The organism is Alkalihalophilus marmarensis DSM 21297 (assembly GCF_000474275.2).
In the GTDB taxonomy this organism is placed as follows: domain Bacteria; phylum Bacillota; class Bacilli; order Bacillales; family Bacillaceae_D; genus Alkalihalophilus; species Alkalihalophilus marmarensis.
In genome coordinates this window covers 1-25,084 of record NZ_ATAE01000038.1, presented here as the reverse complement: position 1 = coordinate 25,084, position 25,084 = coordinate 1, and the positions used below count along the sequence as shown (strand labels likewise).

Annotated in this window: 32 protein-coding genes and 1 tRNA gene; 22 read left to right on the top strand and 11 right to left on the bottom strand. The window is 39.7% G+C overall.

All coding sequences use genetic code 11. The annotated features are described in order from the left end of the window. Positions 1-66 precede the first annotated feature (66 nt). The 3 genes from A33I_RS13970 to bluB all read left to right on the top strand — a co-directional run bounded on the left by A33I_RS13970 (position 67) and on the right by bluB (position 3,148). Entirely contained in the window at positions 67-540 is a 474-nt protein-coding gene (locus tag A33I_RS13970; protein WP_022628978.1) for an S-ribosylhomocysteine lyase, read from the top strand. A 125-nt stretch (positions 541-665) separates the two neighbouring features. Further along, positions 666-2,351 carry a glycoside hydrolase family 13 protein gene (locus A33I_RS13965; protein ID WP_022628977.1) on the top strand — a complete coding sequence of 562 codons (1,686 nt, stop codon included), beginning with the start codon at positions 666-668 and terminating at the stop codon, positions 2,349-2,351. Positions 2,352-2,500: 149 nt separating this feature from the next. Next, entirely contained in the window at positions 2,501-3,148 is a 648-nt protein-coding gene (bluB, locus tag A33I_RS13960; protein WP_031311665.1) for a 5,6-dimethylbenzimidazole synthase, read from the top strand. A 59-nt stretch (positions 3,149-3,207) separates the two neighbouring features. On the opposite strand, the gene A33I_RS13955 is transcribed toward bluB, so the two are convergent. Continuing rightward, entirely contained in the window at positions 3,208-3,783 is a 576-nt protein-coding gene (locus A33I_RS13955) for a cysteine hydrolase family protein (RefSeq protein ID WP_012960266.1), read from the bottom strand. Between the two features lie 130 nt (positions 3,784-3,913). Here A33I_RS13955 and A33I_RS13950 point away from each other — a divergent pair, with 130 nt between their 5' ends. The 5 genes from A33I_RS13950 to yugI all read left to right on the top strand — a co-directional run bounded on the left by A33I_RS13950 (position 3,914) and on the right by yugI (position 8,605). Then, on the top strand, positions 3,914-4,408 hold the full coding sequence (locus tag A33I_RS13950) for an Lrp/AsnC family transcriptional regulator (protein WP_012960265.1): 495 nt from the start codon (positions 3,914-3,916) through the stop codon (positions 4,406-4,408). Beyond that, complete coding sequence (locus A33I_RS13945; protein ID WP_022628975.1) at positions 4,405-5,577, top strand: aminotransferase; 1,173 nt, start codon at positions 4,405-4,407, stop codon at positions 5,575-5,577. Before A33I_RS13950 ends, A33I_RS13945 begins: the two co-directional genes overlap by 4 nt. 449 nt (positions 5,578-6,026) lie before the next feature. Next, the gene (gene thiM, locus A33I_RS13935) at positions 6,027-6,809 is read left to right on the top strand and encodes a hydroxyethylthiazole kinase (RefSeq protein ID WP_022628973.1); all 783 of its coding nucleotides are present in this window, start codon (positions 6,027-6,029) and stop codon (positions 6,807-6,809) included. A gap of 22 nt (positions 6,810-6,831) precedes the next feature. Further along, positions 6,832-7,989 (top strand): DEAD/DEAH box helicase, encoded by a 1,158-nt coding sequence (locus A33I_RS13930; RefSeq protein WP_012960260.1) that lies wholly within the window; start codon positions 6,832-6,834, stop codon positions 7,987-7,989. Positions 7,990-8,182: 193 nt separating this feature from the next. Next, positions 8,183-8,605, top strand: a complete 423-nt coding sequence (gene yugI / locus A33I_RS13925) for a S1 domain-containing post-transcriptional regulator GSP13 (protein WP_012960259.1) — start codon at positions 8,183-8,185, stop codon at positions 8,603-8,605. Positions 8,606-8,749: 144 nt separating this feature from the next. Here the strand turns inward: yugI and A33I_RS13920 are convergent, their stop codons facing one another. Continuing rightward, positions 8,750-8,977: a DUF378 domain-containing protein gene (locus A33I_RS13920; RefSeq protein ID WP_012960258.1), complete on the bottom strand. Its 228-nt coding sequence runs from the start codon at positions 8,975-8,977 to the stop codon at positions 8,750-8,752. 223 nt (positions 8,978-9,200) lie between these two features. Here A33I_RS13920 and A33I_RS13915 point away from each other — a divergent pair, with 223 nt between their 5' ends. From A33I_RS13915 to A33I_RS13905, 3 genes are all read left to right on the top strand, one after another. Next, entirely contained in the window at positions 9,201-10,364 is a 1,164-nt protein-coding gene (locus tag A33I_RS13915) for an iron-containing alcohol dehydrogenase (RefSeq protein ID WP_022628972.1), read from the top strand. A 353-nt stretch (positions 10,365-10,717) separates the two neighbouring features. Continuing rightward, the gene (locus A33I_RS13910) at positions 10,718-12,067 is read left to right on the top strand and encodes a glucose-6-phosphate isomerase (RefSeq protein WP_022628971.1); all 1,350 of its coding nucleotides are present in this window, start codon (positions 10,718-10,720) and stop codon (positions 12,065-12,067) included. Positions 12,068-12,172: 105 nt separating this feature from the next. Beyond that, positions 12,173-12,595: a YugN-like family protein gene (locus tag A33I_RS13905; protein ID WP_022628970.1), complete on the top strand. Its 423-nt coding sequence runs from the start codon at positions 12,173-12,175 to the stop codon at positions 12,593-12,595. On the opposite strand, the gene A33I_RS13900 is transcribed toward A33I_RS13905, so the two are convergent. Continuing rightward, positions 12,579-13,598, bottom strand: a complete 1,020-nt coding sequence (locus A33I_RS13900; protein WP_022628969.1) for a potassium channel family protein — start codon at positions 13,596-13,598, stop codon at positions 12,579-12,581. The genes A33I_RS13905 and A33I_RS13900 overlap by 17 nt on opposite strands. A 116-nt stretch (positions 13,599-13,714) precedes the next feature. On the opposite strand from A33I_RS13900, the gene A33I_RS21115 reads away from it, so the two are divergent. Further along, positions 13,715-13,873, top strand: coding sequence for a hypothetical protein (locus A33I_RS21115; protein ID WP_012960252.1), 159 nt, complete (start codon positions 13,715-13,717; stop codon positions 13,871-13,873). A gap of 110 nt (positions 13,874-13,983) precedes the next feature. Continuing rightward, positions 13,984-14,346 (top strand): hypothetical protein, encoded by a 363-nt coding sequence (locus tag A33I_RS21435; RefSeq protein WP_274423267.1) that lies wholly within the window; start codon positions 13,984-13,986, stop codon positions 14,344-14,346. Positions 14,347-14,661: 315 nt separating this feature from the next. Here the strand turns inward: A33I_RS21435 and A33I_RS13890 are convergent, their stop codons facing one another. After that, complete coding sequence (locus A33I_RS13890) at positions 14,662-15,141, bottom strand: hypothetical protein (RefSeq protein ID WP_022628967.1); 480 nt, start codon at positions 15,139-15,141, stop codon at positions 14,662-14,664. 136 nt (positions 15,142-15,277) lie between these two features. Between A33I_RS13890 and A33I_RS13885 the strand changes: the two genes are divergently transcribed. Together A33I_RS13885 and A33I_RS13880 are read left to right on the top strand one after the other, a co-directional pair. Beyond that, positions 15,278-15,350 (top strand) — tRNA-Ala (locus A33I_RS13885). Positions 15,351-15,661: 311 nt separating this feature from the next. Then, positions 15,662-16,900, top strand: a complete 1,239-nt coding sequence (locus A33I_RS13880; protein ID WP_022628966.1) for a S8 family serine peptidase — start codon at positions 15,662-15,664, stop codon at positions 16,898-16,900. A gap of 61 nt (positions 16,901-16,961) precedes the next feature. On the opposite strand, the gene A33I_RS13875 is transcribed toward A33I_RS13880, so the two are convergent. Beyond that, entirely contained in the window at positions 16,962-17,396 is a 435-nt protein-coding gene (locus A33I_RS13875) for a CBS domain-containing protein (RefSeq protein WP_012960219.1), read from the bottom strand. A gap of 121 nt (positions 17,397-17,517) precedes the next feature. Here A33I_RS13875 and A33I_RS13870 point away from each other — a divergent pair, with 121 nt between their 5' ends. Then, the gene (locus A33I_RS13870; RefSeq protein WP_022628965.1) at positions 17,518-17,886 is read left to right on the top strand and encodes a DUF2188 domain-containing protein; all 369 of its coding nucleotides are present in this window, start codon (positions 17,518-17,520) and stop codon (positions 17,884-17,886) included. Between the two features lie 250 nt (positions 17,887-18,136). Here A33I_RS13870 and A33I_RS13865 read toward each other — a convergent pair whose 3' ends face one another. Further along, positions 18,137-19,114, bottom strand: coding sequence for a LacI family DNA-binding transcriptional regulator (locus A33I_RS13865; protein WP_022628964.1), 978 nt, complete (start codon positions 19,112-19,114; stop codon positions 18,137-18,139). Positions 19,115-19,215: 101 nt separating this feature from the next. Here A33I_RS13865 and A33I_RS21430 point away from each other — a divergent pair, with 101 nt between their 5' ends. Both A33I_RS21430 and A33I_RS13860 read left to right on the top strand, forming a co-directional pair. Next, the gene (locus tag A33I_RS21430; RefSeq protein ID WP_022628963.1) at positions 19,216-19,341 is read left to right on the top strand and encodes a hypothetical protein; all 126 of its coding nucleotides are present in this window, start codon (positions 19,216-19,218) and stop codon (positions 19,339-19,341) included. Between the two features lie 73 nt (positions 19,342-19,414). Then, on the top strand, positions 19,415-20,236 hold the full coding sequence (locus A33I_RS13860; protein WP_022628962.1) for a manganese catalase: 822 nt from the start codon (positions 19,415-19,417) through the stop codon (positions 20,234-20,236). Between the two features lie 43 nt (positions 20,237-20,279). Here A33I_RS13860 and rraA read toward each other — a convergent pair whose 3' ends face one another. From rraA to A33I_RS13840, 5 genes are all read right to left on the bottom strand, one after another. Then, the gene (rraA, locus tag A33I_RS13855; protein WP_022628961.1) at positions 20,280-20,759 is read right to left on the bottom strand and encodes a ribonuclease E activity regulator RraA; all 480 of its coding nucleotides are present in this window, start codon (positions 20,757-20,759) and stop codon (positions 20,280-20,282) included. 92 nt (positions 20,760-20,851) lie between these two features. Continuing rightward, on the bottom strand, positions 20,852-20,986 hold the full coding sequence (gene yhfH / locus A33I_RS20300) for a protein YhfH (protein ID WP_012960213.1): 135 nt from the start codon (positions 20,984-20,986) through the stop codon (positions 20,852-20,854). A gap of 152 nt (positions 20,987-21,138) precedes the next feature. Next, positions 21,139-21,633 carry a hypothetical protein gene (locus tag A33I_RS13850; protein ID WP_022628960.1) on the bottom strand — a complete coding sequence of 165 codons (495 nt, stop codon included), beginning with the start codon at positions 21,631-21,633 and terminating at the stop codon, positions 21,139-21,141. Between the two features lie 27 nt (positions 21,634-21,660). Beyond that, complete coding sequence (locus A33I_RS13845) at positions 21,661-22,242, bottom strand: hypothetical protein (RefSeq protein WP_022628959.1); 582 nt, start codon at positions 22,240-22,242, stop codon at positions 21,661-21,663. A 24-nt stretch (positions 22,243-22,266) separates the two neighbouring features. Continuing rightward, entirely contained in the window at positions 22,267-23,151 is an 885-nt protein-coding gene (locus A33I_RS13840) for a ComEC/Rec2 family competence protein (RefSeq protein ID WP_022628958.1), read from the bottom strand. A gap of 147 nt (positions 23,152-23,298) precedes the next feature. Between A33I_RS13840 and A33I_RS13835 the strand changes: the two genes are divergently transcribed. The 4 genes from A33I_RS13835 to A33I_RS13820 all read left to right on the top strand — a co-directional run bounded on the left by A33I_RS13835 (position 23,299) and on the right by A33I_RS13820 (position 24,962). Next, positions 23,299-23,520 (top strand): DUF3006 domain-containing protein, encoded by a 222-nt coding sequence (locus tag A33I_RS13835; protein WP_022628957.1) that lies wholly within the window; start codon positions 23,299-23,301, stop codon positions 23,518-23,520. Between the two features lie 56 nt (positions 23,521-23,576). Further along, positions 23,577-23,777 carry a hypothetical protein gene (locus A33I_RS13830; protein ID WP_012960211.1) on the top strand — a complete coding sequence of 67 codons (201 nt, stop codon included), beginning with the start codon at positions 23,577-23,579 and terminating at the stop codon, positions 23,775-23,777. A 97-nt stretch (positions 23,778-23,874) separates the two neighbouring features. Continuing rightward, complete coding sequence (locus A33I_RS13825; RefSeq protein ID WP_012960210.1) at positions 23,875-24,219, top strand: hypothetical protein; 345 nt, start codon at positions 23,875-23,877, stop codon at positions 24,217-24,219. A 146-nt stretch (positions 24,220-24,365) separates the two neighbouring features. Further along, positions 24,366-24,962, top strand: a complete 597-nt coding sequence (locus A33I_RS13820) for a YusW family protein (protein WP_022628956.1) — start codon at positions 24,366-24,368, stop codon at positions 24,960-24,962. The last annotated feature ends 122 nt before the right edge of the window (positions 24,963-25,084 follow it).

Sequence of the window (25,084 nt, the reverse complement as noted above, 5' to 3'; positions counted from 1 at the left end):
CTCACTCTTCATTCGTTATACTGTAGTCAACTGCTAGATTAAAGCAATTAACAAGGAGTGATCAGTGTGCCGACTGTAGAGAGTTTTGAGTTAGACCATACGATTGTAAAAGCACCTTTTGTCAGACATTGCGGGCGTCATGATGTAGGAACTGACGGGGAAATTAATAAATTTGATATCCGTTTTTTTCAGCCTAATAAGCAAGCGATGAAGCCTAATGTCATCCATACGATGGAGCATTTACTTGCGCTGAATGTTCGCCGCTTTGCCGAAGACTATGACCATTTTGATGTGATTGACCTCTCACCAATGGGCTGTCAAACAGGTTTCTACTTAATTATGAGCGGGGCGCCTTCGGTTGATGAGATTATTGATGTTCTTGAGAAAACGATGAAGTATTCTATTGAACTTGATGAGGTCCCGGCTGCGACTGAGAAGCAGTGCGGACAAGCGAAGCTTCATGATCTAAAAGGTGCAAAGAAACTGATGGAATACTGGTTAGAACAGGATAAAGCAAGCTTGCGTGAAGTATTTGCTTAAGTGATGAAGAGCATGGGGAGAACCTCATGCTCTTTTTCGTGCCGGTTGAATCTGTTAGCAATAATCGATAAAATGGCAGGATGAAATACATACTAATCTAGAATAAACAAAAAGCAGGTGCAGAAATGGACAAACAATGGTGGAAAGAAAGTGTCGTTTATCAAATCTATCCGCGCAGCTTTTATGACAGCAACGGGGACGGAATAGGAGATATTAAAGGAATCATTTCGAAGCTTGATTATCTAACTGAACTCGGGATTAATGTTGTCTGGCTTTCACCGGTATATGAATCGCCTAATGATGATAACGGCTATGATATTAGTGACTACAAAGCAATTATGGATGACTTCGGGACAATGGAAGACTGGGATCAATTATTAGATGAAATGCATAAACGCGGTATTAAGCTTGTCATGGATTTAGTCGTAAATCACACATCTGATGAGCATCACTGGTTTGCAGAATCTCGTTCATCTAAAGACAACCCTTACCGTGATTACTATATTTGGCGGCCGGGAAAAGGGGATGAACCCCCGACTGATTGGATTGCCTCTTTCGGCGGTTCAGCGTGGGAATATGATAAAAAGACAGATGAGTATTTCTTGCATATGTTCTCAAGAAAGCAGCCTGATCTAAATTGGGAAAATGAACAGGTGCGTCAAGATGTATATGAGATGATGCGTTTTTGGCTTGATAAGGGTGTGGATGGTTTTCGAATGGATGTCATAAATATGATCTCCAAAAAAGAAATTCTGCCAAGTTATGATGCGTATCAAAAAGGGGACGCTGAAGCTGAGGCGTATCAATTTAATCTGCCAGGGGTTCATGATTACTTACGTGAAATGAATGAGGAAGTATTATCTAAGTACGATATTATGACAGTTGGAGAATGTCCGAAAGTCACTCCTGAAGAAGCAATTAAATATACAGCGGTCGAGCGTCAAGAGTTAAATATGGTCTTTCAGTTTGAACATATGGGCCTTGATAAACATAAGGGCAGACCAAAGTGGGAATTGAAGGAACTGGAATTACGTGATTTGAAAAATAATCTTTCCAAATGGCAAGAGGAGTTAGCGAATTCTGGGTGGAACAGCTTATATTGGAGCAACCATGATCAGCCCCGAACTGTCTCTCGTTTTGGGGATGACACACACTATCACAGAGAGTCTGCAACGATGCTTGCGACACTCCTTCATATGATGAAAGGGACGCCGTACATCTATCAAGGCGAAGAGATTGGCATGACCAATATCCATTTTGATTCGATTGAAGACTATCGTGATATTGAAACGCTGAATCATTACCGCGAAATGGTTGAAGAAAAAGGGATGAGGCCTGTGGATATAATGCCAGCCATATATGTGAAAAGCCGTGACAATGCACGTACGCCAATGCAGTGGAGTGCTGAAGAAAAGGCTGGATTTACAACAGGCACGCCTTGGATCGACGTAAACCCAAATTATCAAAACATAAATGTGGAGCAGGCATTAGAAGACAAGGATTCTATTTTCCACTATTACAAGAAGCTGATCCAATTAAGAAGACAGCATGAAGTCATTGTTTATGGAAAGTATCAATTGCTTGATGCCGATCATCCGTCTGTATTTGCCTATGAAAGGGAGTTAAACGGCGACCAACTTATTGTCATCTGTAATTTTTACGGTGAAGAGACAACGTTTGATTTAGGAAATAGAAAGGCAGCAGAAGTGGTCATTAGTAATTACGCAAACGAGCTGCCAGCAAGTGATGAAATTAAACTTAGACCATATGAAGCCATTGTTTACCGGTTAGATAATAACTCTCGCATGTAATGCGAGGGTTTTCATTTTGAATAAAAAAAGCTAGCTCAAAGATCCATTTGATCATAGAATAGAAGTAATGATTATTTGTGGAAATATAGAAAGCAAGGGGGAGTTTTATCGTGTCTAATAATGATAAGTCTAATAAGGATATAAATGAAATGTTTAACCAAGAAGAAAAAGATTCAATTTATAAAGTAATAGCAACTCGCCGTGACGTAAGAACATTCTTGTCTGCTCCAGTAGAAGAGGAGAAAATTCAACGGATCATTGAGGCTGGACACCAAGGTCCGTCTGTTGGCTTTATGCAGCCGTGGAATTTTGTTGTTGTACAAAGTGATGAAGTGAAAGAAAAGCTTGCTTGGGCGGCTGATAAAGAGCGTCGTGCGCTGGCTATTCATTATGAGAATAAAGATGATCGCCATCAAAAATTCTTATCACTTAAAATTGAGGGATTAAAGCAAGCGCCTGTGACGATTTGCGTGACATGTGACCCGACTCGAGGCGGCTCTCACGTACTTGGCCGTAACTCTATTCCAGAGACGGATATTCTCTCAACTGCTTGTGCGATTCAGAACATGTGGCTTGCCGCAACCGCAGAAGGTCTTGCTCTAGGGTGGGTAAGCTTTTATAAAAAGAATGATATTCGCGATATTCTTAACATCCCGCCTCATATTGAGCCAATTGCTCTATTGTCCATTGGATATACCGACAACTATCCAGACAAACCAATTCTACAATCCTCCGGCTGGGAGAAACGCCGCGAGCTGGAAAGTCTTATTTTTAATGAGAAATGGGAGTCGAAATAAAAATGGAGAAAGCCTGTCATTAAATAATGGCAGGCTTTCTTTTTTATCTAAAAATAATCCTATTTAAGCGGCAAATCCAAATCGACAGACGGTGTAATATCTGCTTTCGCCACATTCTGCATCAGATGAAGGGCTTCCGTATTCGCTTCTGCTGTATTAGATCCAGAGCAATCGCTTGGTACATATATTTTGTAGTCATGCATATAAGCATCATTAGCTGTAAAGAGTACACACATATTACCCGCAACTCCAGTTAGGATAAGGGTATCCACATTTAAATGTTCCAATAGTAGATTTAGAGGTGTTGCAAAAAAGCCTGAGAACTTAGGCTTTAAGACGAAATAATCCTTCTCTTCGTCAGGATGGAGGATTTCAACAATAGGACGGCCCTTTACATCGTGTTCAAGGCAGTGAGCAACTAAATGTCTGAAATCAGATTGCCATTTTCCGTAATTATCATTGACGTAAATGACAGGAATATGAGCTTCGTTTGCTCTCTTTTTAAGAGCTGCAATATTTTTCGCAACAGGCATAGCATGTTTGATTAACAGCTCCGAATCCTCAAATTCAAAGTCGCTGATCATATCTATAATTAAAAGAGCTGTTCGGTTATTTGATGAATTAGATAGTTCCATTTAACAAGCACTCCTTTGTGTAGATTTATTCAGAATTTTATGTGAAAAACGTATCGAAAAATAGCTAATATGTTATGATAAACAAAATTGAACCAATCCATGCGCTATAAGCGAAAGGAGATAGAGAGAGATGGAGAGTAAAGCAATTGATATTTTGCATATTATAGAAGAAAATGGCCGTGTTTCCATACCGACCTTAGCTAAAATGGTAGACGCTTCTGAAGAAGAAGTAAAGGGGCTCTTGAAGAAGCTTGAGGATGATCACATTATTTTAAGCTACTCTGCGGTAATTGACTGGAGCAAAGTGGATCAAAATGAAGGGGTCACGGCGATGATCGATGTTAAGGTGACTCCCCAGCGCGGAGTAGGTTTTGATCAAGTAGCGGAGCGGATTTATCGTTTTCCTGAAGTGAAAGCTTTGTACTTAATGTCTGGTGCGTATGATTTATCGGTAGTTATTGAAGGGAAAACGATGTCTGAGATTGCACGCTTTGTTTCAGAGAAGCTTTCAACTGTAGATTCTGTTTTATCCACAACAACACATTTTCAGCTGAAGAAATATAAACATGATGGCGTGGTCTTTGGAGAAGGAGAAGAAGATCGCCGAATTGTGGTGGCACCATGACAACCAAACAAGTAAACAAACGTTTATCTAAAAAAGTGCAATCCATCCAGCCATCAGGCATAAGACGATTTTTCGACCTTGCATCAAGTATGGATAATATCATTTCACTTGGTGTTGGGGAGCCTGATTTTGTGACACCCTGGAACGTACGTGAAGCAAGTATTTCTTCGATGGAGCGCGGTTTCACTGCTTACTCAGCCAATGCGGGCATCATTGAATTAAGAGAAGCAATCTCTAATTATATGACTTCTCGCTTCTCTGTGGATTACGATCCTGAATCAGAGATTTTGGTAACTGTAGGGGCAAGTGAAGCCATCGATGTCGGGATGAGAGCAATAGTAGATGAAGGCGATGAAGTCATTGTAGTCGAGCCGAGTTTCGTATCGTATGCGCCTTTAGTATCGATGGCAGGCGGGGTGCCTGTGGCAGTAGGGACGAATATTGATACTGATTTTAAAGTGACCGCTGCTCAAATTGAAGCTGCCATCACAGACCGAACGAAAGCTATGATGCTCTGTTTCCCAAATAACCCAACTGGCTCTACAATGAATCAGGAAGAATTAAAAGAGATTGCCGAGCTGGCTGAACGCCATGATCTATTAGTATTCTCAGATGAGATCTATGCCGAGTTGACCTATGACGAAGAGCATGTAGCCTTCTCAAGTCTAGAAGGAATGAAAGAGAGAACGGTCATCATTTCCGGGTTTTCAAAAGCATTTGCCATGACAGGATGGCGTCTTGGCTTTGTATGTGCCCCAAAAGACTTGCTTAGTGCAATGCTGAAAATCCACCAATACAGCCTTATGTGTGCACCGACGATGGCACAGTACGGTGCGCTAGAGGCACTGAAGACCGGTATGGATGATGTATACCGCATGAAGCAGTCCTATAAGCAGCGTCGTAATTATTTTGTTAAATCTTTTTCTGAAATTGGATTGGAATGTCACACGCCAGGCGGTGCCTTCTATGCTTTCCCGTCGATTGAAAAAACAGGCCTAACATCTGAACAGTTTGCAGAAAAGCTTTTGCTAGAAGAGCGAGTCGCTGTTGTTCCTGGACATGTTTTCGGTGAAGGCGGCGAGGGGCATATTCGTTGCTCCTATGCAACGTCTATGGAAAATCTCGAACAGTCGGTTGAGCGGATCGGCCGGTTTTTAAAACAGTTTTAAGCTGATAGAAGTTGTGTAATAGGTGAGGTCTTGAGCAATGGTAAGGTTTCAGGATGTTTATGCCTCTGTTACAAAGCTGATTGCGCTCCTTACTCGCGCAATTGCGTCGGTTAAAGGTTTATTTGCGTCTTTCTCAACTAATTGCGTCAAGGCACAGCGGAATTGTATCTTTTCAGAGTGTAATTGCACCGTTCCACTAGCCAATGCAACGTATCTACATCAGAAGAGCTGCTCCTCACTTTTAGAGGAGCAGCTCTTTGACATAAAAAAAGGAGGCAAGAGCATGGCGCTCTTGCCTCAATTATGGGGGAATACGATTGTAATACCTAGTATGACCAATCGGGCACACTTTAAACGTCTCAAACTAAAAAAATATTAAATTTGTTTTCATAAATAAAAAAAGGTAAGATTTTCTCAAACTCAACTATTTATCGAAGGGAAGTAATGACATGCTGTTAGAACGAATTAAAACTGAAAACCCGCTTATTCACTGTATGACAAATGTGGTGGTTACAAACTTTACTGCTAACGGATTACTCGCACTCGGTGCTTCTCCTGTTATGGCGTATGCAAAAGAAGAAGCAGCCGACCTAGCCCAGGTGGCAGGCGGCCTATTATTAAACATAGGAACACTATCAACAGAAGAAGTAGAAGCAATGATCATAGCTGGAAAGGCAGCAAATCAAGCTGGAGTTCCGGTCGTATTAGATCCGGTTGGAGCAGGGGCGACGTCGTTTCGAACAGAAGCGAGTCTTAAGATCTTAAAAGAAGTAGATATTACCGTTCTTCGTGGAAATGCTGGGGAAGTTGCATCTCTTGTAGGAGTAGAAGCTTCTGTAAAAGGTGTTGACGGAGCGATGGAAGGTGATACGATAGAACTTGCTAAGCTTGCAGCAAAACAGTTTTCTTGTGTAGCAGTTGTGACAGGAGAAGTGGATGTGATAAGTGACGGGGTTCATGTCCAAACGGTTTACAACGGTCATCCATGGCTGACTAAAGTTGTTGGGACAGGCTGCCTGCTTGGTGCAGTAGTAGCTGCGTTTATCTCGGTATCAAAAGACGATATTCCGAATGCTTGCAGGGAAGCAGCCGCTTATTACGGAATTGCAAGTGAACGTGCATTTGCTGAAACGAACGAACAAGGTATCGGTTCTTTTCAACAAGCATTTTTAAATCAATTAAACAAATTGACTGATGCGGATGTTAAACAATTAACGCGCACAGAAAAATAAACAAAAAGAAAGAGGCTTAACTATGAGAGGTACGTTTGAAATCGACGGCTTGCCGTCAATGTATCAGGAAGCATTATCGAAAATGGGAGTAAGCGAACCAACTGATATCCAAGCGAAAATGATTCCAGAAGCACTCCAAGGTCAATCCATTATCGCACGCTCGCAGACAGGAACAGGGAAAACACTTGCTTTCCTTCTGCCGGCTCTAGCAAAAATTAACAGCAAGGAAAAAGGGCTGCAAGTATTAATTCTTGCCCCAACTCAAGAGCTTGCGATGCAAATTGTTGAGGTAGCACGTGAACTAACGAAAGAGGCACCGATTGAAATTGGTTCATTTATAGGTGGTGCGAATGTTAAACGTCAATTAGAGCGTCTAAAAAAGAAAAAGCCGCAGCTTGCCGTTGGGACACCAGGCCGTGTGCTGGAACTTGTAGACATGAAGAAATTGAAATTGCATGAGTTAAAAGTCGTTGCAGTTGATGAAGCAGATCGCATGCTAGGAGAGAAATCTTCATGGGATGCTTTTACGGAAATTGCAAAGCGTGCCGGCCGTGATCGTCAGTTCTTATTCGTATCCGCGACGTTACCCGATGACTTTGCTGATATGATCGCTTCATTTGCACCTTTTACAGTCGAGATGGAAGCCGAGGGAGGCCTGTTGGTCGATCATATTGAGCATTTGCTCATTCGCGTGGAAGCAAGAGAGCGAGTCGATATGGCTAGAAAGCTGATCCATGCTGAAAAAATTGAAAAAGGGATTGTATTTGTTAATCAGCTTGAAAAATTAGCTGAAACCACAGAAAAGCTCGTATACCGGAAAATTAAAGCTGCTTCACTTTCTTCAGACAGTACGAAGCAAGAACGTGAGAAGGCTCTAAATCAATTCCGCAAAGGTGACATTCACATTTTAGTAGCTACAGATATAGCGGCTAGAGGACTTGATGTTGATGATGTGACCCATATCATTCAATTAGATCCTCCTGCAAGTCCTGATAGTTATCTTCACCGAGCAGGACGTACAGGTAGAATGGGCAAAGAAGGCAAGGTCGTTACTTTCATTGAACGCAAAGATGAATATAAGGTTGAAAAGTACAAAAGAGAGCTTGGAATTGAGCTTGATGAACGATTTATTGCAGGCGGAGTATTAACTTCGGAAAAGCCCAAAACAGGTAAACGTTAATTAATCCATAAGCCATCTGACATGTCGTCAGATGGCTTATAAGGTGTTGTCTCATTTCTTGTTTTACGTTTCTATATAAACCTGTTAAGATAAGCAAAGATGTAAAATAAAAACTTTTTAAACGATGTTTTGCGTAAAGTCGCATCCTATGTTAATATTAAAAGGTTAATAAATAGTTAGGAGATGTATGTAGATGTCAAATTATGAAGTAGGCAGTATTGTAGAAGGTAAAGTAACAGGAATCAAGCCTTTTGGTGCGTTCGTAGCAATTGACGAGCAAAAACAAGGCTTAGTACACATTTCGGAGGTAGCTCACGGTTTCGTTAAAGATATCAATGATGTTCTTTCTGTAGGCGATGAAGTTAAAGTGAAAATCATGAACGTAGAAGAAAATTCTGGTAAGATTTCACTTTCTATCCGTGCTACACAAGAAGCTCCTGAGCGCCCAGCTCGTCCAGCTAAGCCTCGTAACACTGGCGGCGGTCAAGGCGGACGTAAGCCACAACAACAAAACAAACCTCAACAAGGTTTCAACACACTTGAAGATAAGCTTAAAGAATGGTTAAAGCAATCTAACGAAATTCAAGCTGATCTTAACAAGCGCGCTAAGAAGTAATTCTTGCCACCGAAGCATCCGGTTATACTGGATGCTTTTTTATTTTATATATGGGGAGGAAAGCATCATCTATTGGAGAATATAGTGAGGCGTAGGAATTAAAAGAAGCACCTCAAATCAAGATTTGAGATGCTTAAGCCATTTTTATCGTTCTGTTTCTGGTACGCGTTCAAGTTCCTCATCAGGCTTGAACAGAATTGAAATACAATAAAGACCAGCTAGACCAACAAGCGCGTAAATTAAACGAGATAGGCCTGCAGCTTGTCCGCCAAAGATTGCCGCGACAAGGTCAAAACGGAAAAATCCGATCAGCCCCCAGTTAATTGCGCCGATAATCGCTAAAACAAGCGCTGTACGTTGAATACCACTCACACCATTCACCTCCTGCTATTAAGGATTTGCACAACCATCGATGTGAGGGTGTGCTTCCCTTTTAGAATGAGGATGTCAGTGGACAATTATTCACTTATACCGTTGCCTATTGTTAGGAGACAGTGTTAATTTATGGGAAATGGGATTTGAAGTCTGTTTCCTTTACATATGTCACGGTATTTGTTGATAATAATAGGTAAATCCCTATCAAGGAGGAATACATATGAATCCATTTGTTTTTAAAAATCCAACTAAATTAGTTTTCGGTAAAGGCCAGAATGAAGAATTAGCCAATGAAGTAAAGCGTTATGGCAAGAAAGTATTAGTGGTTTATGGCGGAGGCAGTATTAAACGAAACGGTTTGTACGATCACGTCATCAGTCAATTAAGTGAGATCAATGCCGAAGTGACGGAACTTGCAGGTGTTGAACCGAACCCGCGTTTAACGACGGTTCACAAAGGTATTGAGTTGTGCCGTGAACATGATATTGAGTTTATTTTAGCTGTAGGTGGCGGAAGTGTTATTGATGCAACAAAGGCGATCGCTGTCGGTGCAAAGTACGAGGGAGATATCTGGGATGTCATCACGAAAAAAGATACGCCAAGTTCAGCACTTCCATTTGGAACCATTTTAACTCTTGCTGCGACTGGTTCAGAAATGAATGCAGGGTCCGTTATTACGAATTGGGAAACTAGCCAGAAAGTCGGCTGGGGAAGTCCGTTTTCATTCCCAGCATTCTCTATTTTAGATCCGAAAAATACATTATCTGTCCCAGAAGACCAAACGATTTATGGCATGGTTGATATGATGAGCCATGTAATTGAAGCGTATTTCCATCATGCTGAGAATACACAGCTTCAAGATCGTATTATGGAATCCATTTTGTTAACAGTTATGGAAACAGCGCCGAAGCTGCTATCTGACCTTAATAATATTGAACACCGCGAAACAATTCTTTACTGTGGAACGATGGCTCTAAACGGCATTACTCAAATGGGGCTAAGAGGAGACTGGGCGACACATAATATTGAACATGCTGTGTCGGCAGTGTATGATATCCCGCATGCAGGCGGATTAGCGATTATTTTCCCTCACTGGATGCGCAATAGTCTTGATGAGAGAATCGAGCGGCACGTACAGCTTGCGACTAGAGTACTCGGAGTTGATCCAGAAGGCAAAACTGATCGTGAAATTGCACTTGAAGGAATTGATAAGTTATCAGCTTTCTGGACGGAGCTTGGTGCACCAAACCGCTTAGCTGATTATGATATCGACGAATCACAAATTGAACGCATGGCTGGAATTGCAGCTGAAAACGGCGAATTCGGCAACTTTAGAAAATTAAATAAAGACGATGTGAAAAAGATTTTAACAGAAGCACTATAAGGTGAAGATAGACTTGGACTGAAGATTGTATTTAAGGGGTTTTTTGAACGAAGCAATTCCTTAGCGGAAGAAATATACGTAGACTCCAGTGGGATCCAAAGCAACGGTGAGACCCCGCAGGGCGAAGCTCGAGGAGGCTCACCAGCTTCCCACGGAAAGCGAAGTATATTTTTGGAGCGGTGTGCTTCCTAAATTCCACTTTAACATTCTTCTTTCCAAGTCTTTTGTCTTTAAGTATTAATTAATTTTCCACTGGTTCCGCTTACATTGTCAGATGAACTTGATTCTTATACAGGCATTCGGTTAAAGTGAATAGTGATATGAACGTAAATGATTAAGGAGGCATCACCTTCATGGAAAAAATTCAATTCGATTATTCAAAAGCACTGTCTTTTTTTGGACAACATGAAATTGATAACATGCAAGATGCTGTAACTGCAGCACATGAAGCTCTACATAACGGAACAGGTGCAGGAAATGATTTTTTAGGTTGGATTGACCTGCCAACAGCGTACGATCGTGAGGAATTTTCACGCATTCAAGCAGCGGCTGGAAAAATTAAAAATGATTCCGACGTACTTCTTGTCGTTGGAATTGGGGGCTCATACCTAGGAGCACGTGCAACGATTGAAGCATTGAATCATTCTTTTTATAATGTATTGTCAAAAGAAGAACGTAAAGCGCCGCAAGTATTCTTTGTTGGAAACAATATTTCTTCAACGTATGTAAAAGATTTATTTGCTTTGCTTGAAGGTAAAGATGTGTCTGTGAATGTTATTTCAAAATCAGGGACAACGACAGAGCCAGCTATTGCTTTCCGTATTTTTCGTGAATTTTTAGAAAAGAAATACGGACAAGAAGAAGCGCGTCGTCGTATTTATGCAACAACTGACCGTGAAAAAGGTGCTCTAAAAACTCTTGCAAATGAAGAGGGATATGAGTCCTTTATCATTCCTGACGATGTTGGGGGGCGTTTCTCTGTACTTACTGCAGTAGGACTTCTGCCAATTGCTGTGAGTGGTCTTGATATTGAAGCACTGATGAAAGGTGCTGCTGATGCAAGTGCTGATCTTTCTAATCCAGACCTTAAAGAAAATCAAGCATATCAATATGCTGCTGTACGTAATGCGTTTTACAACAAAGGAAAAACGATTGAACTGATGGTGAATTATGAACCATCTCTTCACTATGTATCAGAATGGTGGAAGCAGCTTTACGGAGAAAGTGAAGGAAAAGACGGAAAAGGAATTTTCCCTGCTTCTGTTGACTTTTCAACAGACCTGCACTCAATGGGGCAATATGTCCAAGACGGCCGTCGTGACTTATTTGAAACAGTATTGAATGTAGGGAAGGTACGGGAAGAGATTAAGATTGAGGAAGCTGATAATGATCTTGATGGCTTGAACTACCTTGCAGGCGAAACGATGGATTTTGTGAACAAGAAAGCCTTTGAAGGGACAATGCTTGCTCATACTGATGGCGGAGTGCCAAACTTAATTATCAATATCCCGGAACTAAACGAATACCATTTCGGTTATTTAATTTATTTCTTTGAAAAAGCATGCGGCATCAGCGGCTACTTACTTGGGGTCAACCCGTTTGACCAGCCAGGAGTAGAAGCATATAAGAAGAACATGTTCGCTCTTCTTGGGAAGCCAGGCTTTGAAAAAGAAAAAGCTGAGCTAGAAAAACGCCTTAAATAAAGATAGTTGAGATCACGCTTTTGCGTGATCTTTTTTGTTTGCTCATTTTTCTTTCGGTCAAAGCACATACTAGGTGTACATTATTTATAAGAAAGGGTGGGGTGAATGATTGCTTTACAATCTGCTGTAGAAGGTAAAGAATTTAAACTTCAAGTATTAGAAGAAAAACTGAAACCGCTTGGCTATGTTATAGGAGGCGGCTGGGATTATGATCAAGGATATTTTGATTATAAAATTGATGAAGAGGTAGGGTATACATTTTTGCGGCTGCCTTTTAAGCCGGTGGACGGAGAGCTAGGGGAAAGAGGAGTAAGTGTTTCATTAGGGCAGCCATTTCTTTTAAGTCATAAATTTCAAAAAGGACTTGATGATAATACAGATCCTCTAAATGGGTTGATTCCGATGACATACAACAGCGTCTTTAACCAATTTCAAGAACCAGTAGATAAAGACGCTAAAGTAGACAATAAATACATGACTGTTGCAAGGAGCTTAGTTCAAGAGCTTGAACTTACTTTATTGTACTAGCATGGAGCCTGTTAATTAATATTAATAAATCACCTTGCTGTATCACTGTGTCATGAGGCGGATGGAGTAAAACTTCCTCAGAACGTTTTACTCCAATTAATAAATCTCCTCCGTTGTATAATTCGATTAACAAAGCAGCAAACGTTTTGTTTACATGTTCTTCCACGATGGGGCTGAATGTTAATTGAGTTCTTTCATTAAAAGTTAATAAGTCGTCTAGTACGTCACTCATGTGATGGTATAACAGACTGTTTATCAGAACTGAACCTGTCAACGTAGTAGATTCCACAATTTCATCCGCGCCAGCCCTTTTAGCGTTAGCAATTTGTTCAGTTGTTAACACTTCCACAATCGTATACACTTCTGGATGCTGAGATTTGACAGCCAATGTGGATAAAATTGAATGAGCATCCGATGAAAACTCACTTCCTTGATGCTGCGCAGTAATAAGCACGCTGCTTGCGAGCCCTATGTTTGCCTGTTTTAATGTAGCATCCTCACTGCTGTTTCCTCTGACAAAATGAATATGTCTTAATCCTTGAGGCAGCTCCTGCAACGTATCATCAATTAATACGATTGATGATTTAGGTTTTACTTTTTGCAAATTTTCAATTGCGTGCCTGCTCCGTTCGTTCCATCCGATAATAATAACGTGCCCATCACCCATAAATGTTAACATCCCTTCACGAAAAGCGTTTACAGTCGAGATCGTTTTAGCGGCAAGTGAGGTGACAAACAGAGTCATAAACCCCACTCCTGAAAAAATTAAAATAATTCCTAAAACACGTCCGATTGTTGTTACTGGTACAAAGTCCCCGTAGCCTACTGTAGAGACAGTGACTAGCGCCCACCATACGGCATCAAACCAAGTAGGGAACACATCAGGTTCGATAAAATGAATAATTAATCCAATCGTAGTGGCTAAAATAAAAACGATGGATATTAATCGAGCGACAAGCGGAATACGTCCTACAAGAGCACGTAAAACAACTAACTCTAACATGGTCGACAACCACCGATCCCTTTTTAATTAATAGTAACCAGTATAACCACTCTCTTGTCCTAGCAATCGTATCTCTGCTAAGATGAATGTGGAATGTATGAAGAGGAGAGGGACATATGGTAACTGCTGTTATTTTTGGATTTGCTATATTTTGTGGCTGGCTTGTCTTCGATGTCACAAAGCACAAGAAACTCACGTTAGAAAATGTCATAAGTTCTCTCGTGGTTGGCGTAGTTGGGGCACTAGGCTGGTGGCTGTTAGATTTAATCTTTTAACATACAAAAAGGAGTATTTCTAATGAGAAATACTCCTTTTTGAGCTTCTATGCGAGCTGACCAATTACTTAACTAGAACGTTGGCCCCCTTTTTTGCCGATTTCAGCGAAGTGATCAGAACCATACTCTTGCTTAACTTTTTCGCCACCTTTACGGCCAGCTTCTTCATAACTCATATTCTGGCTGTTGTTGCTGTTGCTGTTGTTATTGCCGTTGCTATTGCTATTGCCGCTGTTGCTATTGTTATTGCTATTGCTGTTGTTGCTGTTGTTATTGCTGTTATTGCTGTTATTGCTGTTATTGCTATTGCTATTGCCGCTGTTATTATTGTTATTGCTGTTACTATTGTTATTGCTGTTGTTACTATTGTTATTGCTGTTACTATTACTATTGCTGTTGTTACTATTGTTATTGCCGCTGTTGCTATTGTTATTGCTATTGTTGCTGTTGCTGCTATTGTTATTGCTGTTTGATGTTGTGCTGTTATTGTTATTACTGTTGCTATTATTTGATGATGTGGAGTTTTGGTTATTTGAATTTTCTCCACCCTTTTGACCGATCTCTTGGAAATGTTCTTTACCGTATTCTTGTTTCACTTTCTCTCCACCCATACGGCCTGCTTCCTCTCGACTCATCGTGTTACCGTTATTGTTGTTATTATTATTGTTATTGTTTGTAGCCATGTAAATCATCCTCCTAAAAAATTTTAGTGATGTTACACTCCCTGTTTACCAAAGTTAGAAATTTTTCAAACATATTTATTCTAAAAAATTCTAATTTTGACATTTTTAGTCTAAAGGATCGCATCTTTTACCATATTTCAACAAATCGTATATCGCCATCATATCACTAGGATGGTCTTCTGAATATCTAGCCGGAAATAAGGCGAAGAAAATATAGTATATTGAAAAGTAAACAAAATTATAGAAGAAGATATGTGGTGCAAGAATGTCCATTAAAATTAAGCCGTTAACGATGAGAATGCTTATGAAGTTAAACAAAGAGCCACCAATAAATACTAACAAATGGCTGAATGTCGTATCATGTTTAAGTTCTTCGAATTGAAAAAAAGAATGCCAGAAATAAATTCTTCTAATTTCTATGGAGCCAAAAGAAAATATTTTTTTACCGGCACCTATAACGAATGTAACTTTTCCACCGAAAAGCCAGACGAAAAATACATGACCGGCTTGATGTATGATGGTAATCAGCGGGAGGAGAATGAACAAAGAGACAAGAAGAATCGGAACATCTGATAGTGTAAACATATAATATTACCCCCAAAAACATGATGCTCTTACTCACATTGCCAACTTATAGTTAAAATAATCCTCTTTTAATATGTAAATTATTAATTGCTATTAAAGAAAAAGTTGCTATAATAAAAACAAGTACCTTACATACGGGGCATTAGCTCAGCTGGGAGAGCGCTTCGCTGGCAGCGAAGAGGTCAGCGGTTCGAGCCCGCTATGCTCCATAAAAAAAGAAAGGCGACCAAATGCGGTCGCCTTTTTTTGTTACTGTATTTCATATTCTCCTACTTCGTAATTAGATTGCTCTTCATGATGTTCATTGAACTAATAACTTTAACATCCTTGGACTCTTTATTGCTAATATTTTAACTGTAATATTAAATCTATCACTAGCTAAAATGACTCAAGTAATAAAGAACTAATGAAATTTAAAGGGCTTATTACTCATTTTCAAATATCTTACAATTGGATGAAGGGAAATTACTTAGAGAACCGAACATTTAAAAGGCGGTAAAAACATACGAGGAGGAATACGATGAAAAAATGGATTGCAGGATTAACATTAACAGGGTTATTGGCTTTTGGTGGCTCAGGAGTCTTAGCTGAGGAAAAAACGGACTATATTATTACATTCTCACAACAAACAATTCCAAAGGCTATTGTGGAAGAGATGGCTGATTTAGGAGTAGATATTTTACAGGAAGTCCCGCAAATAGGAGTAATCAATGTGAGTACTTCAAATCCTGAATTTAAAGCATGGGCTCAACATCACGGTGGAATTGCAGCTGTTGCAGAGGATGTAGAACTGCGATCCCCAGAAGTTGAACTAGAGCGAGCGTACGAAATAAATCAATTGAGAGTCAATGCGAGTGAAGCTGATTTGTATGAGGAGTACCAATGGGATATTAAACGCGTAACTAATAACGGAGAATCATGGAAATTGAATGCTGGTAACCACGATGTCTTAGTAGGCATTATTGATTCTGGAGTTGATACGACTCACCCTGATCTTAAGGATAATCTATTATTTGCAAAATCATTCGTTCCAGAAACAGCAGACAACTCCTACTCTGGCATGCATGGAACGCATGTGGCTGGTACGATTGCAGCTAATGGTCGAGTGATGGGAGTTGGTCCGGAACTTGCCATGGCCTCTTATAGAGTTAGTAATTGGACGAGTATATTAGCAGGAATTACTACTGCTGCTGATGATGGCGTAGATATTGCGAACTTGAGTCTTGGAACTTACAGCATGATGAATAACGAGCAGCAAAGAACTCTTCACCTTTCAGCTTCACGTGCTGTGAGATATGCACAAAGCAAGGACATGATGATTGTAGGGGCTAATGGAAATAATGCCATTGATTTAGGGAAGAAAATGTATACGATTCCTGGAGAAGGAGCGCAATGGTCAGGGCCTCTCCATGATACATTCTCTGATATACCATGGGTTATTAGCGTGTCATCTTCTACGATTCATGATGAATTAGCTTATTACTCAAACTATGGAAATGTAGATCTTGCAGGACCTGGCGGGGATACGGAGGCAAGAGCTCTTTCAACCGTACCTGGGGGATATGGATATGCGATTGGTACAAGTATGGCTGCTCCTAAAGTTGCTGCTTCACTTGCTTTAGTAAAAGCAGAGAATCCGGAATTGACTCCAGCGCAGATTCGTACTTTATTACAGCAAACAGCAGACTTTGGCACAGGAAAAAGCCGTCAACATTTTGGTCATGGAATTGTAAACGTTTATGAGGCACTAAAAAAATAACATCAACAAAAAGCTGCCAAAAAGGTATAGAAACCTTTTCGGGCAGCTTTTTAATTAAGGACTACTGATTTTGAATATCATTACTCTGTGAAATATCCGATAAAGCCTCTTCAGCTTCATTTTGAAGCGTGTTTTCAACAGCTAAGTCGCCAAGAGCAACCATACCAACTAATTGCCCGTTATCAACAACTGGCAGGCGGCGGATTTGGTGCTGGGCCATTAAAGCAGCTGCTTCATGTGCATCCATTGTAGATGTTCCTACTGTAAGGTTGCTTGTCATACATTCGCGTACCGGAATATGTGTTGAAGTACCCTCCGCAGTTGAACGCAGAGTGATGTCACGGTCGGTAATCATACCTGCTACTTGACCATTTTCAACAACAGGGATGGATCCGACATTATGTTCTTTCATAAGAGCTGCTGCTTCTTGGATCGATTGTTCTGGTGTGACAGAAAATACTTGAGTGGACATAAGATTTTTTAGGTTTTGTGGCATTACGCTCACTCCTTTCGTATCTACTATTTGTTGTTTAGAGTGATTTATACTTGATTATTTCAAGAGCGTTTAGGGTACATATAGAAAAAAGAAAAGACAAAAAGAATGGAGGGGCTGTGCAATGCCTTGGAACAAAAATGATTATCCAGATGCGATGAAGAATTTAAACAAAGAAGTGAAAGAAAAAGCAATTGAAATTGCTAATTCATTAGTAGAAGATGGTTATGAAGAAGGAAGAGCGATACCTATTGCAATTGATGAAGCAGAGAAAATCGGGAACACAAAGAACGATGAAATTTATCAATTAATAAATCAAAATGATCAATGGGCGATCAAGAAAGAAGGAGCAGAGAGGGCAAGTAAGACATTTGAAACGAAAGAAGAAGCGCTGAAATATGGAGATGAGCTGTTAGCGAAAAAGCAGATTCAATTAAAAGTTTATAAAAAAGACGGTGTACTCGAGCGGACCAAGAAATACAGTGAAAAATAAAGGAAACAGACTGGGACATAACCACAGTGTTTGACTCATGATATGAACAGCTCTAATCTAGCGGATGATGTTCACGCAAGGTCTACTTTGGAAGTAAAGAATGTCACTCAGAAGTCCGCCTTACAGTAGGTGTTAACCTCTGCTGCAGGTACTCGCTTTCCGCGGGCGGTCCGGAAGCTTCCGCGGAAAGCGTAGTATATTTCGGGAGCTACATACATAGTCCGCATCGGGAAGTTGAATTTACATAACATCAAACAGTTAATCGCTCAATAAGTTTAAACGGGAGTTCACGCTTTTTTTTGACTGGTTGGAGACCCTCTCTGATCTTATAAAGTGCTTTCAATGCTTCACTGCCCATTTCTTTGATAGGAATACCTATAGTAGAAATATCCATTACTTTTGAAATGTCTTGATTATCAAAACTTAACACAGCCAAGTCTTGTGGAATGTTTATCTGATGCTTTGCTGCTTCTAAAATGACTCCCGCTGCAAGCTGATCATTTGTGGTTAAAATAGCAGTCGGCTTTTCTTTTAGCAACAAGTATTTTTGAACGATAGAAACACCATCTTCCATTGATAAGCAGTGGTCAAATATCCAATTTTTTCTGATAGGTTCTTTTATTTGCTCCATCATTTTCTTATAGGAATGAATTCTTTTTTGGCTGTTGATCCCATCCGTTCGATTTAACGCGATGGCCATTTTTTTATGCCCTTTAGAATGAAGATATTCTAAGCCATAACTAAACGCTTGATCATGAGGGATGCTTATTGAATAAAAATCATCTTGATCGGTATCTTCTAAAAGGATGATCGGACCATATTCTTGATAGGTTCTTACTTCAGTAAGTGAAATGGCACGTGAACAAAATATAATTCCGTCCATAAGATGTCCCCTTAATAGCTCCAAAGCTTCTCTTTCTTTTTCGGTTTCATAATTAGATTGAATAAGCACTAATTGAAGGTGGAGTTTTCTAGCTTCCTCAGCAAGACCTTCTACAATTTCACTGAAATACGGAAGGTCAATTTTGGGGAGGACCACCCCGACAAGATTAGAGTGTTTATTTGCTAATTGGATAGCTTTTAAATTTCTAGAGTAATTAAGTTCTTTTATAGCTTGGTGCACAGCCCTTTTTTTCTCTTTACTTACATAAGGGTGGTCGTTTAGTACTCTTGAAACAGTAGCTACTGACACTTGCGCGATCTTTGCAATTTCTCGAATCGTTGCCATGGGCAATCTCCCCTCAATTTAATTTTTGAAAAAGCACTTGCTATGTAACGCGTTTCATACATTACCTTTTTAGTATCAGTTTAAAAAGGAGTGGATGAAACATGGTAGCAGGTGTGTTCATTATCATTGGTTTATGTATGATTGAATTAATCATAGCAAGTCATATAACAAAAGACCAACAAAGGTCGCTGATGAGTGTGTATGATTTTTTTGATCAATCAAAATAAACTAAGTTTGTCTGTGTTCTGTATGAGCGGTCAAACACATATCATTCAAATAGTGTGATGAGGGGGGAATGATATGTTCTATCATGTGAAGGAACTGCAATATTGGGCGAAGCCAGAACGACCGGATCCAGTTTATGCGAAGAAACTTCAGGAGATACTGGGTGGACAATTTGGTGAAATTTCAGTAGCCATTCAATATTTGTTTCAAGGATGGAATACAAGAGGGAATGAAAAGTACAGGGATATGCTGATGGATGTGGGGACAGAGGAGCTTGCACATATTGAAATGTTAACGACAATGATTGCTCACCTCCTAGAAGGGGCTCCAGTCGATCAGCAGGAACAAGCTGCCCAAGATCCAATGCTCGCTGCAATATTAGGTGGTATGAATCCGCAGCATGCTATTGTTTCAGGGCTCGGTGCGATGCCGGTAAATAGTGCAGGTGTTCCTTGGAATGGCGGTTATACTATTGCAAGTGGGAATTTATTAGCTGATTTTAGAGCGAATTTAAATGCTGAGTCTCAAGGAAGACTTCAAGCTGTAAGATTGTATGAACAGACAGACGATCGTGGTGTAAAGGATATGCTTTCCTTTTTAATTGCAAGGGACACAATGCACCAAAATCAATGGCTCGCTGCTATTAGTGAACTAGAAGCTCAAGAAGGTGTCATTGTTCCAAGTACTTTCCCAAGAGAGCTTGAGAAACGAGAAGTATCTCATTTATTTATCAATTTATCAAGGGGAGAAGAAAGTGCACAAGGACGCTGGGCGAGCGGTCCGAGTATGGACGGGGAAGGTGAATTTCAATATTTTGCTGAACCATACCCATTTGCGGATGCGCCTAGTTTAAATCCAGCTCCTCCGTATATTCATGATACTCCTCCAATGATGTAAAAAGAACAGTCCGAGCGCCTAAGCTTGGGCTGTTCTTTTATAGTTATACTAATGGTTGTTCTGAAACTAATATCCCATCCTCATCAACGTACACATAAGCTCCCGGCTCAAAGTTAATCCCTGCAAATTGAACAGCAACTTGCTCTAGCCCTTTGCCTTGCTTAATGCTTTTTAAAGGGTGAGTGGCAATGGCTCTTACGCCAATATCCATTTGGTTAATTTCCGCGCTGTCTCGAATACAGCCATAAACGATAATTCCAGGGAGCTTCCGTGTAACGGCGATATCAGCTAAATTATCTCCGAGTAAGGCACAGCGAGTTGAACCACCGCCATCAACGACAAGAACACTGCCTTCGGGGATGGTTTGGAGAGCTTTTTTTACAAGGACATTATCTTCATACACTTTAACCGTATGTATAGTGCCGTAAAAAGATTTCCGTTTGCCGAACATCTTAAAAATGGGGTCTGCTATTTTTACTTTTTCTCTAAATTCATCACATAAATCTGCCGTAATAATTTCCATGTTTTCCTCCTGGCTGAATATTCTCAGTGAAAAGTCTGACTCAATAAATTGAATCAGACTTAATTGTTAAATGTTATATAACAGTATGTTGTTTAATCGTGGTTTGCATGTCTTAGGCACTTCTCGCATTGATTGAAATAAGCCTCTTGGATTTGATTAATAACCTTTCCACAATCCGTACACTCTTTCATACCAGTTCTTCTTGTAATCATCGCTTTGTAAGTCATTATTAATCGCCTCCGTTTGTTTTGTTGAATTCATTGTACTATAACAGAAGAGGGGAATGCAAGTTTATTTTCAGATTATTTTTTAAATTTATTTAAAAAGATCAAAGAAAGGCTTAAAACAGCCCTTTAAGAGTGTTTAAGCCTTTTTTACTTCATGTCTTATAGAATGTATTTAAATCGGTCAGCTTTTGTTGTATAGAACCGATTTCTGATTGGAATAAGGTGAACGTATCTTGATTAATTAATGCCATAAATTCTTCAGCAGCATGAAGCATTGAAATAATAGCTTGCTCCTTAGGTAGATCCCAGCTCTCTATACATGTTTCATCATGAAGAATAGAAAGAGAGAGCCTGGTATCATTTATAAGTAACTGAAGTCTTAACGGCTGATAGAGGAAATCAATTGAATATGCCCCTGTTCTTTTCAGCTTCTCTAACCCGTCAATCAAATTAAGCCAGAAGTGGTCAACACTGTCTTGATATCTTTTGCCCAATATTAATTGATCATTGTGGATTATCTCTATATAACCCGGAAACACTGGTTGATGTTTTATTACGTCTATCTCAGTTTTGGTAAGATGTGAAAGCTCTACAGTTTCAGTTTTCTTAGGCTTGTCTAAAATAAAATATGTGTGAATGTGAACCAAGCGTATACCTCCAGTTTAGACGTCCGTTTAATACATTCGCTCTCCCAGCCCCCAGCCATTTGGATACATAGTAATGACTTTTCCTCCTTTAATAACTAGGCGAATTTGCTGGCTTGTACCATTGATTGTACCGTAGACGACTGTGCCGTTGCTAGTGAAACCATTGTTGGCAATTTGTGTACGGTTTTGACTAATAATTTGAGAGATTAGGGATTCATAGAATGAAATCGAATGTCCAGGGTTAAAAAAGGATTGTACCGTTGTAGGGTTTCCTATGAAATGTTCTGGTGCATGTCTTGCTAAAATATGAGTGATGCCATATGTTGAACATGAGCCGAAGTCGAGTTGCACACTTCTATGATCAACAGGGTATGAGGCAATCAACTGAGAAGAAGTTGTGTTAGGCAATCTAAAGTGGCCTTGAGAAGCATTGTTTACCTGGCCGCATGATTTATGGTTAAATGTCTGCCCGGTATGTTTATATTCGATATAATTTTGATGGATATTCCAGTCGTACGTTGTTGCCTCCACTTGAGGAAGTGCAGAGAATACGGCAAGTGCTGCTAGTACAAGGATAAGGTGAAACTTAGTTCTTAGTATTTTTATCATGAGAATCCTCCTTATATGGTTATGTTATGGTCTCCACCAGGCTTGTTTATTGACGAGCCATCCAGATCCTGATGTTGTAAATACAATTGAACCGTTCAAATCCGTTCGATAAATGGATATACCTCGTGCTTGTAGGCGGTCAATCGTTGATTGGTTTGGATGCCCGTATCTGTTGTTGGCACCGACAGAAATGATTGCAGCACTAGGATTTACCCTGTCTAAAAAGGATGCAGTCGTTGAAGTGCTGCTCCCATGATGCCCGACTTTTAATATAGAAGAAGCTAAAGGGGCATTGGAGGAAAGCATGTCATTTTCAGATAAATGTTCCGCATCTCCGGTTAAAAGAAAAGAGGTGGATCCATATACGATGCGGATAACAGCTGAGTAATCATTTATATTACTATAAGAATCTCTAATAGGTGCAATCATAGAGATTGAAAGGTTTTTCCCGTCAACAGTTGTGTTGAGAAGAGTTAACCCTTCTCTTGCTCGTGTAATAGATAATCCTTTTTGATCAATCGCTGTCAACACATCATAGTAGGTTTGTGTTGTAGCAGTAGCATTTGGCAAATACACTTCGCCAATCAAAAAACGATTGATAACATCATCTAATCCGCCGATATGGTCTGCATGGGGGTGAGTCCCGACAACGTAGTCGAGTGAGGCGATGTTTTGGTTTTGAATGTAATTGACGACTGTCTCACCATAATGGTTATCGCCGGCATCAACCAGCATATGTTCACCATTTGGAAGCTTTACTAAAATCGCATCCCCTTGACCAACATCAATAAAATGTACTTGTAAGTTTGAGGACGCGCCTGCAATGGATGTTCCTGTGGATAAAATAAGGGTGAGAATAAAAGTAAATACTAATGCTATTTTCACCCAGGTCGTTTTGCCAAACGTCATCATATCACTCCATTCTTATAAAAATTTCACTTCACAAAAAATGTAGCACAGGAATGTAAATATTCGATTAATTATAAATATGTTTATAGAAAAAAGAGAAGAAAGAGGAAGAAAGTCTGATACGATAGAGGTGGAGGTGCTCTTACTATGTCTAAAACAGCCCCGAAAAGATGTATCATTGACCGGTTTGAGGGTGAATTTGCAGTGATTGAATATGGCAGGCAGACATTTGATTTTCCTAAAGCTCTTCTTCCGGCTGAAGTAAAAGAAGGCGATGTAGTGTCCTTTCAAGCTGCTATTGAAAAAGGTGAAACAGAAGATCTCAAAAAGAAAATTGATGACTTAACTAAGAAATTGTTTAAAGATTAATAAGGTTTAAGATAAGAATGACAGGGAATCTCCTATACTAAAGAGGAGGGATTACCTTGGATAATAAAGAAAAAGACAAAGTTCTTAAAGAAAGAAATGATAAGTCAAAAGCTTTTAAAGAAGATAGAAGCAAACAAAAAGAGCGGGATCAAACAGTGATGCCTGTAGATGATCTTCCGCTAGATGAGATTAAATATGAAGAAGAAGAGGAACGAAAAAAAGAAAAGACGAAAGATCGTTCAACAAGTGAAGAATAAGACCAAGCCACAGTGCTTGGTCTTATTTTATGTGTAAATAAGTTCAGATGGGGTAAGGAAGTATTAGATACAACTTAATTAAAAGGAGAGGATCATAGTGGAACGTGAACGTTATTTTGTTTCAGTAGATATGCCAGTTTTAAGTATTACTAAAACAGAAACCCCTGATAATCTTATTCAATATGAGATTTATGCAACTCCTGATGAAAAGGATGAGATTCACGCCTTGCTTGAATCGGTCAGTAATCAAGATTTTGAACCGCAGCAGATTTTTGAAAGACCGTTTCAAGAAAGAAAAGCGGATAATGAAAAAGATCACACTCAAAAAGAGATAAGAGTTTTATATGAGAAGCTTTATGCGTTAGGATCGCCTGAAACAAAAGAAATATTAGCTGATATTATGCCGGTTGGAAAAACCGATAGCGGCCAAAGTTCTCTTTAGATCGTTCTTGAAGTAATTAACCAAATGTGTATTTTTCACACATTGTCTAACAATCTCACATAATTATTTTTTAAAAATAATGTTTGAGTTCTATGAATAACGGTTACTCAATAAGTACACTAAACAAATTAGGAGGCACAATTACTATGAAAAAAGCAAAAACAATCTTAGCAGGAGCATTTATTACATCAACGATCGTTTTAGGAGCTTGTAACACAGATCAAGAGGTGGACAACCCAGCACCAGAGGATCAGGTAGAAGAGGAAGATAACACAATGGGTGATGATACTGACGACACAATGGGTGACGATGATACAACAATGGGTGACGACACTGACACTGATGAAGATAATGATATGGGCGAAGACATGGGTGACATGACTGAAGATGAGGAGCCTGCAACAACTGCATTTGGTTTCTCAACGTTTGAATTAAGTGTTAACTATGATGAAATGGGCGACAACTATGATGTAACGTATGAACATGATCCAGAGGAAGTACGTGCAGAAATTGATGATTCAGTAAATGACACTCAATTAGAGGGTGATGAAGCGTATACTGAACTAGAAACTACATTTGAAGAAATGGAACTAGACAGCTCTATGAGTGAAGAAGAAATCATTGATGCAGTTGTACAAGGTTTTGGTCTAGATCCAAACTATGACAGCCTTGAGTTAACAATTACTTGGGATGATGGAACAGACCTTGATATTGAACATTCTCAAGAAGATGACACTATGTAATAACCATATAAACGAAACCACATCTACTATAGATGTGGTTTTCAGATTGTTGAGAAACCCCACTTTTTAAAAAAGTGGGGTTTCTCATTTACTGAGTTAGACATCTAAAATATAAATGAAGT

Bases quoted from the DNA above. Each gene is read 5' to 3' on its own strand.
- A33I_RS13845 (WP_022628959.1), bottom strand. From the start codon at position 22,242: ATGATAAAAATACTAAGAACTAAGTTTCACCTTATCCTTGTACTAGCA.
- A33I_RS13870 (WP_022628965.1), top strand. From the start codon at position 17,518: ATGCCTTGGAACAAAAATGATTATCCAGATGCGATGAAGAATTTAAAC.
- A33I_RS13950 (WP_012960265.1), top strand. From the start codon at position 3,914: ATGGAGAGTAAAGCAATTGATATTTTGCATATTATAGAAGAAAATGGC.
- A33I_RS13900 (WP_022628969.1), bottom strand. From the start codon at position 13,598: ATGTTAGAGTTAGTTGTTTTACGTGCTCTTGTAGGACGTATTCCGCTT.
- A33I_RS13945 (WP_022628975.1), top strand. From the start codon at position 4,405: ATGACAACCAAACAAGTAAACAAACGTTTATCTAAAAAAGTGCAATCC.
- A33I_RS13910 (WP_022628971.1), top strand. From the start codon at position 10,718: ATGGAAAAAATTCAATTCGATTATTCAAAAGCACTGTCTTTTTTTGGA.
- A33I_RS13835 (WP_022628957.1), top strand. From the start codon at position 23,299: ATGTCTAAAACAGCCCCGAAAAGATGTATCATTGACCGGTTTGAGGGT.
- A33I_RS13840 (WP_022628958.1), bottom strand. From the start codon at position 23,151: ATGACGTTTGGCAAAACGACCTGGGTGAAAATAGCATTAGTATTTACT.
- bluB (WP_031311665.1), top strand. From the start codon at position 2,501: ATGTTTAACCAAGAAGAAAAAGATTCAATTTATAAAGTAATAGCAACT.
- A33I_RS13965 (WP_022628977.1), top strand. From the start codon at position 666: ATGGACAAACAATGGTGGAAAGAAAGTGTCGTTTATCAAATCTATCCG.
- A33I_RS13860 (WP_022628962.1), top strand. From the start codon at position 19,415: ATGTTCTATCATGTGAAGGAACTGCAATATTGGGCGAAGCCAGAACGA.
- A33I_RS13875 (WP_012960219.1), bottom strand. From the start codon at position 17,396: ATGCCACAAAACCTAAAAAATCTTATGTCCACTCAAGTATTTTCTGTC.
- A33I_RS21430 (WP_022628963.1), top strand. From the start codon at position 19,216: ATGGTAGCAGGTGTGTTCATTATCATTGGTTTATGTATGATTGAATTA.
- A33I_RS13955 (WP_012960266.1), bottom strand. From the start codon at position 3,783: ATGGAACTATCTAATTCATCAAATAACCGAACAGCTCTTTTAATTATA.
- A33I_RS13890 (WP_022628967.1), bottom strand. From the start codon at position 15,141: ATGTTTACACTATCAGATGTTCCGATTCTTCTTGTCTCTTTGTTCATT.
- yhfH (WP_012960213.1), bottom strand. From the start codon at position 20,986: ATGACTTACAAAGCGATGATTACAAGAAGAACTGGTATGAAAGAGTGT.
- yugI (WP_012960259.1), top strand. From the start codon at position 8,183: ATGTCAAATTATGAAGTAGGCAGTATTGTAGAAGGTAAAGTAACAGGA.
- A33I_RS13865 (WP_022628964.1), bottom strand. From the start codon at position 19,114: ATGGCAACGATTCGAGAAATTGCAAAGATCGCGCAAGTGTCAGTAGCT.
- rraA (WP_022628961.1), bottom strand. From the start codon at position 20,759: ATGGAAATTATTACGGCAGATTTATGTGATGAATTTAGAGAAAAAGTA.
- thiM (WP_022628973.1), top strand. From the start codon at position 6,027: ATGCTGTTAGAACGAATTAAAACTGAAAACCCGCTTATTCACTGTATG.
- A33I_RS13915 (WP_022628972.1), top strand. From the start codon at position 9,201: ATGAATCCATTTGTTTTTAAAAATCCAACTAAATTAGTTTTCGGTAAA.
- A33I_RS13820 (WP_022628956.1), top strand. From the start codon at position 24,366: ATGAAAAAAGCAAAAACAATCTTAGCAGGAGCATTTATTACATCAACG.
- A33I_RS13880 (WP_022628966.1), top strand. From the start codon at position 15,662: ATGAAAAAATGGATTGCAGGATTAACATTAACAGGGTTATTGGCTTTT.
- A33I_RS13905 (WP_022628970.1), top strand. From the start codon at position 12,173: ATGATTGCTTTACAATCTGCTGTAGAAGGTAAAGAATTTAAACTTCAA.
- A33I_RS21115 (WP_012960252.1), top strand. From the start codon at position 13,715: ATGGTAACTGCTGTTATTTTTGGATTTGCTATATTTTGTGGCTGGCTT.
- A33I_RS13930 (WP_012960260.1), top strand. From the start codon at position 6,832: ATGAGAGGTACGTTTGAAATCGACGGCTTGCCGTCAATGTATCAGGAA.